Annotated in this window: 8 protein-coding genes; all 8 read left to right on the forward strand. The window is 55.7% G+C overall.

Annotated features, from left to right (window positions below; genetic code table 11):
• Nucleotides 1–187: 187 nt before the first annotated feature.
• Nucleotides 188–388 (forward strand): Flp family type IVb pilin, encoded by a 201-nt coding sequence (locus ACLQ7E_RS18575; RefSeq protein WP_411734062.1) that lies wholly within the window; start codon nucleotides 188–190, stop codon nucleotides 386–388.
• Between the two features lie 124 nt (nucleotides 389–512).
• Entirely contained in the window at nucleotides 513–893 is a 381-nt protein-coding gene (locus ACLQ7E_RS18580) for a TadE/TadG family type IV pilus assembly protein (RefSeq protein ID WP_411734063.1), read from the forward strand.
• On the forward strand, nucleotides 893–1,942 hold the full coding sequence (locus tag ACLQ7E_RS18585; RefSeq protein ID WP_411734064.1) for a pilus assembly protein TadG-related protein: 1,050 nt from the start codon (nucleotides 893–895) through the stop codon (nucleotides 1,940–1,942). Before ACLQ7E_RS18580 ends, ACLQ7E_RS18585 begins: the two co-directional genes overlap by 1 nt.
• A 68-nt stretch (nucleotides 1,943–2,010) precedes the next feature.
• Nucleotides 2,011–2,754, forward strand: coding sequence for a Flp pilus assembly protein CpaB (gene cpaB / locus ACLQ7E_RS18590; protein WP_411734065.1), 744 nt, complete (start codon nucleotides 2,011–2,013; stop codon nucleotides 2,752–2,754).
• A complete protein-coding gene (locus tag ACLQ7E_RS18595; protein WP_411734066.1) occupies nucleotides 2,751–3,947 on the forward strand; it encodes a CpaE family protein in 1,197 nt (398 codons plus the stop codon). Before cpaB ends, ACLQ7E_RS18595 begins: the two co-directional genes overlap by 4 nt.
• A 188-nt stretch (nucleotides 3,948–4,135) precedes the next feature.
• The gene (locus tag ACLQ7E_RS18600) at nucleotides 4,136–5,494 is read left to right on the forward strand and encodes a CpaF family protein (protein ID WP_411734069.1); all 1,359 of its coding nucleotides are present in this window, start codon (nucleotides 4,136–4,138) and stop codon (nucleotides 5,492–5,494) included.
• Between the two features lie 2 nt (nucleotides 5,495–5,496).
• On the forward strand, nucleotides 5,497–6,444 hold the full coding sequence (locus ACLQ7E_RS18605; protein ID WP_411734067.1) for a type II secretion system F family protein: 948 nt from the start codon (nucleotides 5,497–5,499) through the stop codon (nucleotides 6,442–6,444).
• A 13-nt stretch (nucleotides 6,445–6,457) separates the two neighbouring features.
• Nucleotides 6,458–7,345 carry a type II secretion system F family protein gene (locus ACLQ7E_RS18610; protein WP_411734068.1) on the forward strand — a complete coding sequence of 296 codons (888 nt, stop codon included), beginning with the start codon at nucleotides 6,458–6,460 and terminating at the stop codon, nucleotides 7,343–7,345.
• Nucleotides 7,346–7,461: the final 116 nt, after the last annotated feature.

Here is a 7,461-nt window from a genome sequence, read left to right on the forward strand (position 1 = left end):
TCTCCTAGACTCCAAGCTAGATGCCAACGGTTGGGGATCCGTTTGGGGGGCTGCCAGAGGCAGTAGGCATCGGATGGGGTCTAGATACTTGGGGACCACTTCATTCCTTCACAATTTCTCATCAAGAATGATTCGCTGGGGGGCGATAAATTTCGCACCTTCTTGACGTAGAAAATGGAGAAACATCATGAACACCATGCTCGCAAACATCTACTTTGCCATGCAGACCGTCGGCAACAAGCTTCGCCGCGAAGAAAAGGGAGCGACCGCAGTCGAGTACGGCATCATGGTCGCAGGCATTGCCGTCGTCGTCATGGTCGCCGTCTTCCTGATCGGCACGAACCTGGACCTCATGTTCGACAAGGTTGGGGACAAAATCAAGCCGTAGCACCAGCCGCTAACGATCCAACCGGGATCCACTCGCGCAGTTCGAGATGGGCGGGTCGGAAACGACCCGCCCATCTCATTTCACACCACATCCGCTTCACGGCCCACTTGGGGAGGGTAGGAGCATGTTTAAGCATGACCAACGAGGAGCTTCAGCAGTTGAATTTGCAATCATTCTACCAATTTTGATGACGCTTCTTCTTGGAATTGTAGAATTCGGCTACCTCTTTAATCAGCAAATATCTTTGACTCAGGCGGCTCGAGAAGGCGCCCGAGAATACGCGCTGCATCACGACAAAATCGGCTTCAACCTCGGTGCAACAGTACAGAATGCTGCGCCGTCCTTAGGAACCGTCACGGCAACCGCATCGCCTGCATCAAGCTGTCCGGCCGGCACTACAGCGGTCATTACCGTAACGCGGTCTTACACTTCACTCACCGGATGGTTCGATTTCCTTAGCTCCACTACGTTGACAGGGAAAGGGGCCATGAGATGTGGCGGCTAATGAAGAAACTGAGTCGTGCAAATCGTTCTGCTCAAGACGGTGCATCAAGCATCCTGGTCGCCGTCCTGATGGTAGCTCTACTGGGCTTTGCAGCCATTTCAATCGACGTTGGAAAACTTTATTGGGAAAAGGCACAATTGCAAAATGGCGCTGATGCCGGGGCATTAGCCCTTGCCTCGATTTGCGGCGTCAAAGAGTCCGACACTGAATGTTCATCCGTATCGACCATTCCACGTCATCTTGCTGAAAATAATGCAAACGATTCAAGTTCGTTGGTTCCTTCCGTCGTGGTAGATACGACCAACAACAAGGTAACTGTCAAGACTGCTGCCGCTGAAGCGGGTTCGCCGACGAACACAGTCTCAACCTGGTTTGCTCGAATCTTGGATCCAGCCTTTTCCAACGTTGAAGTCGGTGCCACCGCAACGGCGGTTTGGGGACCGGTGAAATCGCTGAGTGCAAAATTTCCACTGGCCTTTTCCAGGTGCGAAGTCGACTCCTCACCTACATTCGATGGTTCTCTACAGTTTCTCATGAGCCACGGTGTCAGTGACACGAAAAAAACAGATGCCTGCCACAGTTCTTCTTCTGGTCATGAGATTCCCGGAGGTTTCGGCTGGCTAGTACCGGAACCCGCAGGGAGTTGCTCGACAAATACAAGCATCGGCTCGTGGGAGCCTGCGGTTGACGGCAACAGCTTTCCGTCGGGCTGCTCTACTCAAGTAGCCGAATGGAAGAAGGCCCTCGAAGCAGGTCAGGAAGTAATTGCCTTGTTGCCCGTATTCGATGATTCGCGAAAGCTCACAGGTGATGGAGAGTTCCGCATCTACGCCTACGCTGCCATTGATATTCGAGGCTGGACTTTCAACGGCCACAAGGATGATTACATGCCGGCAGAGGCCATTAAGGTCCAGAAGGACGGCGGCTACTTGCCCTCGGACCTTGGATTCGTGGGCAAGTTCGTCCGCTATGTATTTGACGACGAAGATGCAGAATTCGGCAGCGGTGGCGTCGACTACGGTAGTCACATCATCGGATTGACCGAGTAATACAAATCTCAATATTGCGATGGATTTCCCGTCGTGAACCAATCAAAAAGAATGTCTGGGGGCATTTCATGAAAACACGGCTGCTGGGGGGCATCGCCGCACTCGTTCTGGCGATTGTCGGTGCCGTACTTCTCTATACATATGTCAATGCGGCAGATGCGCGAGCACAGGCTTCATTGAATCCGGTTCAGGTACTCGTAGCAACAAAGGACGTACCTGCCGGCACACCCGTCAAGGAATTGGGGCAATTCTTGACGACCAAGCAGCTACCGGCTGCGGCCGTCACCGGGGAGGCAGTTTCCTCACTCAAGGACCAGGACGGAAAGGTTCTTTCCCAGGCCATGGTGACCGGCGAGCATTTGCTGACCGCCAAGCTCGTAGAGGAAGAATCCTTGCTCACGCCAGGAACAGTTGCTGTTCCGAAGGAAATGCAAGAAGTCACTGTCCTGCTGGAACCCGCACGGGTCGTGGGGTCCATGCTGAGGGCCGGAGACGTCGTTGGCGTGTATGGCAATTACACGGTCAAGGAGAAAGGCAACAAGGACGATGAGGAAGAGAAAGTCACCAAGCTTCTTTATGACAAGGTACTGATCACTGCCATTCAAATAGCCACCCAGGAAGAGACTCCGTCAAGCAAGGATGTAGCAGCCTTGCCCTCGGGCTCGGCCTATGTGACATTCGCCGTTGATACCCGTCAGGCTGAAAAGATCATTCATAGCCAGGAATTCGGAAGCATCTGGCTCACTAAGCAGAGCGAAGATACACCCTCCGGAGACAAGACTCCACTCACTATTAACGAGGTGCTCAAATGAGCCGCTTTCTGTTACTCACCGACCAACCGGACTTTGAAAAAGTCGTTCAGCTGGCCATTCGCGGATCATTGCCGGGCAATCTGCAGCGAATTCCGGCGGCGGCCGTACAGCTTGCACCGCAGGAGCTACTCGCGCGCAGCCTCGGCGAGCCGACCGATGTGTTGATGTTCGGACCCGACGTCAGCAGAACGGCTGCATTGGATCTAGCCACTGCCATGGATCTGCTGCACCCGGATATCTCAGTGGTGCTAACCGCTCCGGCAGATTCTGAACTCATCATGAGTGCCATGCGCGCGGGCATCCGCGACATTGCCGAGCCAGGATCCGAACCCGAACAACTGCGCCTGCTTTTGGAACGAAACTGCCTGACTACCGAAAGCCGGCGCCGGCAATCGGGTGACGGCAATACCGAGCGCCGACGTGGGCGCGTCATCGCTGTGATGTCACCCAAGGGCGGGGTCGGCAAGACCACTGTTGCAACCAATTTGGCTGTCGGGCTATCCAAGTTCGCACCCATGGGTGTCGTGATCCTGGACCTCGACCTGCAATTCGGCGATGTGGCAAGTGCGCTCAACCTGGAACCGGAACACACGATTACCGACGCCGTTTTCGGGGCGGCGGCACAAGATTCCATGGTGCTCAAGGCCTACCTCAGTGTGGGGGAATCCGGCGTTTATGCACTGTGCGGGCCAAAGAACCCAGCGGATGCCGACCTGATCTCCGCAGAACAGGTTGCCATTTTGGTGAGTCAGCTTGCAGCCGAGTTCCAGTACGTGGTGCTGGATACAGCGCCTGGCTTAGGCGAGCACCTTTTGGCGGCTCTTGAAATGGCAACGGACGCAGTCTGGGTCTGTGGCATGGATGTTCCAAGCATCCGCGGTATGAACAACGGGCTCGTGGTGCTGCGCGAGTTGCAGCTGGTCCCAGAGGGTCGTCACGTCGTGCTGAACTTTGCTGACAGGCGCGCTGGGCTAACCGTTCAGGACGTTGAGCTGTCGATCGGATTGCCGATTGACGCCGTCATTCCGGTCTCGCGCTCGGTCTCGCTCAGCACCAACAAGGGCGTTCCGCTTCTCGCCGAGAAATCGAGGGGGCCAGCCTGGCGCAATTTGGACAAATTTGCGCGTCGATTCGATCCTACGTCGAAGGACGCCCTGCGCAAGAGCGCTCACCGGAGAGAGGTGCTGCAATGAATCTGTCAGAACGGCTCAATGCCTTGCGCAAAGAAGGCAGCCCGGACGATCATGTGTCGGTTCCTGTCCAAGAAGATCCCATTCTTGACAACGAACCATCCGTGGAGGACGCTGCGCCAGAATACACGGATCCCTTCACGATCCCAGTGATCGAACCCGAACGGGCAGACTCGACCAAACCCAACGGAATGTTGGCTCGTATGGGTGGAACCACAACCACCCAGACCCAACAGCGCAACAACGTCGACGGTCTGGCTGCACTGAAGGTCCGGGCCGGGGAAGAACTGTTTAAACGGCTCGGATCACGCATCACCGATCCGTCCATGACAGAAGAAGCCCTCCGCAAGATGGCCCGCGAGGAACTTAGCCAGGTCATCGATGCTGAGAGTGTTCCGCTTTCCCCTGAAGAACGGCGACGCTTGATTCGGGACATCGGTGACGAGGTCTTGGGCATGGGCCCATTGCAGCGACTCCTGGATGACCCGGAAATATCCGAAATCATGGTGAACCACTTCCAACAAATCTACGTGGAACGCGGCGGTCGGCTGGAATTGGAGGACGCGAGGTTCAGTTCCGAAGAACAACTGAGACGGGTAATTGAGCGCATTGTTTCCCGCGTGGGGCGCCGCATTGATGAATCGTCACCACTTGTCGATGCACGGTTGGAAGACGGTAGTCGTGTCAATGCCATCATTCCGCCGTTGGCGGTCAACGGCCCCAGCCTGACCATTCGCAAGTTCGGCCAAGTGCCGTTGACCGTTCGCAATTTGATTGACTATGGGACGCTAAGCACCGACATGGCTCATCTGCTTGATGCCTGCGTCAAGGCCCGTCTGAACATCATTGTTTCGGGCGGTACTGGAACCGGAAAGACCACTTTGCTGAACGTGATCTCTGGGTTCATTCCCAACAACGAACGCATTGTCACCATCGAGGATGCGGTCGAGCTTCAGCTCCAGCAGGAACACGTGGTCCGGTTGGAAAGCCGCCCCGCGAACATCGAGGGCAAAGGCGCGGTAACCATTCGCGATCTTGTGAGAAACTCCCTGCGCATGCGGCCTGACCGCATCGTTGTTGGTGAAGTTCGTGGCGGGGAAGCCCTGGATATGCTCCAAGCAATGAATACTGGCCACGACGGCTCAATATCCACTGTCCACGCGAACACGCCTCGGGATGCCATAGCGCGTTTGGAAACGCTTGTGCTTATGGCGGGTCTTGACCTACCGTTGCGCGCAATCCGCGAACAAGTTGCGTCAGCCGTTGATCTCATCGTGCACCTGACTCGCTTGCGGGATGGCACTCGGCGCGTCACCCATGTTACGGAGGTCCAGGGGATGGAAGGTGACATCGTCACACTGCAGGACGCGTTCTTGTTCGATTACAGTGCGGGCGTTGATGCCCATGGCAGGTTCCTAGGAAAGCCAATCCCCACGGGTGTACGCCCACGGTTTATCGAGCATTTCCAAAACGTGGGGATTTCGGTTCCTCCGGGCATCTTTGGAAACATTGCCACCGGGGGCACAGTCGCCGGCGTCGGGAGGCGGTAATCATGAATATGTTGCTCGCGATGGGAGGGATTGCAGCCGCGTTGGGTGCAATCTTGTTGCTCCTGTTGGTGGTTCTCCGTCCGGCAAGCGCCGACGTAGGGTTGGATCGCCGACGCCAGGGAAACGTTGCCGACACCCGACACTCACTGCTCACGCGCTTCAGCGGTGCTGCCGTGGGGGCAGTCGAACGCGGCGTTGGTTACCAAGGCGGACGACTCTTCAATCGAGCTGCCCTTGAAAGTGCAGGTCTGAAAATTGCACCGTCCGAATTCCTAGTGCTATTGTCCGCGGGTTCGATCGTGGCAGGGTTGCTTGGCTTCGCGGCAATGGGCCCCTTGGGAGCTATTCTCCTCGCACTGTTGGTACCGGTCATAGGGTGGGCCGTGTTGAGTTTGCGCCAATCCAAACGCCGTAGCGCCTTCGATCTGCAACTACCTGACCTAATAATGACGCTCTCGGGCAGCTTGCGCGCCGGACACTCCGTCATGCGAGCCTTCGACTCCGCGGTGCAGGAATTCGAAGCACCGATGTCCGAGGAGCTAAGTCGCATTGTCAACGAAGCCCGCGTGGGACGAGACCCTGAGTCAACAATGATGGAAATTGCCCAACGCATGGATTCCGAGGATTTCTCCTGGATTGCGGAAGCCATTCTCATCAACCGTGAGGTTGGCGGCGATCTGGCTCAGGTGCTGGACCAAGTTGGAGAAACTATTCGCGAGCGGGCACAGATCAAGGGCCAAGTCAGGGCATTGTCAGCTGAAGGAAAGATCTCCGGCTACATTCTGGTTGCATTGCCAGTCGGCGTGGGGCTGATGCTCGCGTTCATCAATCCCACGTACATCGGCATGCTCTTTACGCATCCAATAGGCATACTCATGTCCATAGTCGCAGTGATCATGCTGGGCATTGGGTCATTTTGGATGAGCCGCACAATTCAAATCAAGTTCTAGGAGGGTGGACAACATGGGGATCGAACTCATAGGTTGGGCGGCTATTGCTTTGCTGGCACTTCCGCTAGCATACCTGACTTGGAGCTTTGTGTCGGTGGACCGCAACCAACTGGTACTCATCAAGGAAAATCTAAGCAGGACACAGCTACATCCTGGCGAAGAAGCGGCTAGGGTATCCGAGTTCAGCGCCTTAGCTCGCCATCTTGTATCCGGAACCTACGCAGCAAAACTGGATCGATTACTGGCCATGGCCGGCCGCCCCTCATCATGGCCCCTAGATCGGATAATAGTTTCGAAACCCATATCAGCCTTGGTTTTGGGTGGATTAGGCTTCCTAGCATTCCTGATGAGCCCTGTCCTGCAGTTGTTCATCTTGGCAATAGCCTTGCTAGTACTGGGTTTTTTCCTACCGGATCTGTTGGTATACAACGCTGGGATCAAGCGCCAGGAAGCCATTCAACTAGAGCTACCCAATGTTCTTGACCAACTGCTAATTTCCGTCGAGGCCGGGCTTGGCTTCGAATCTGCCATGGCAAGGGTAGCGTCAAACAGCCCCGGCCCGATGGCCCAGGAAATGAGTAGGGCGTTGCAGGAAATGCAGCTAGGGCGCTCGAGAGCAGAGACCTACATGGCTCTGGCCGAGCGGTCTTCCGTAGCTGACCTGAAATCCTTCGTACGTGCAGTGATTCAAGCCGACCGCTATGGGATTGGCATCGTTAGGGTACTAAAAGTGCAGGCTTCACAAATGCGTGTCAAGCGCCGGCAACGGGCCGAAGAAAAAGCCATGAAGCTGCCCGTAAAAGTCCTCTTTCCACTGCTGTTGTGTATTTTTCCGGTGTTGTTCATCGTCATTCTCGGACCCGCCGTCATCAACATTCTGCAAAGCGGCCTCTTCGGTTAAGCCGCTCATCGGCAGTAACCATATGGCCTGCCAAGGGACATCCGCCTCACCCCGAAAATGACCTGCCCGACCTACCTGGATCGTGAGCTCCGGCGACAACCGCGTTAGAACGCGGT

The sequence above is a fragment of the Paeniglutamicibacter sp. genome (assembly GCF_046714615.1).
GTDB lineage: Bacteria > Actinomycetota > Actinomycetes > Actinomycetales > Micrococcaceae > Paeniglutamicibacter.

Coding starts and splice junctions, on each gene's coding strand:
- ACLQ7E_RS18575 (WP_411734062.1), top strand. CDS start 188: ATGAACACCATGCTCGCAAACATCTACTTTGCCATGCAGACCGTCGGC.
- ACLQ7E_RS18580 (WP_411734063.1), top strand. CDS start 513: ATGTTTAAGCATGACCAACGAGGAGCTTCAGCAGTTGAATTTGCAATC.
- ACLQ7E_RS18585 (WP_411734064.1), top strand. CDS start 893: ATGAAGAAACTGAGTCGTGCAAATCGTTCTGCTCAAGACGGTGCATCA.
- cpaB (WP_411734065.1), top strand. CDS start 2,011: ATGAAAACACGGCTGCTGGGGGGCATCGCCGCACTCGTTCTGGCGATT.
- ACLQ7E_RS18595 (WP_411734066.1), top strand. CDS start 2,751: ATGAGCCGCTTTCTGTTACTCACCGACCAACCGGACTTTGAAAAAGTC.
- ACLQ7E_RS18600 (WP_411734069.1), top strand. CDS start 4,136: ATGTTGGCTCGTATGGGTGGAACCACAACCACCCAGACCCAACAGCGC.
- ACLQ7E_RS18605 (WP_411734067.1), top strand. CDS start 5,497: ATGAATATGTTGCTCGCGATGGGAGGGATTGCAGCCGCGTTGGGTGCA.
- ACLQ7E_RS18610 (WP_411734068.1), top strand. CDS start 6,458: ATGGGGATCGAACTCATAGGTTGGGCGGCTATTGCTTTGCTGGCACTT.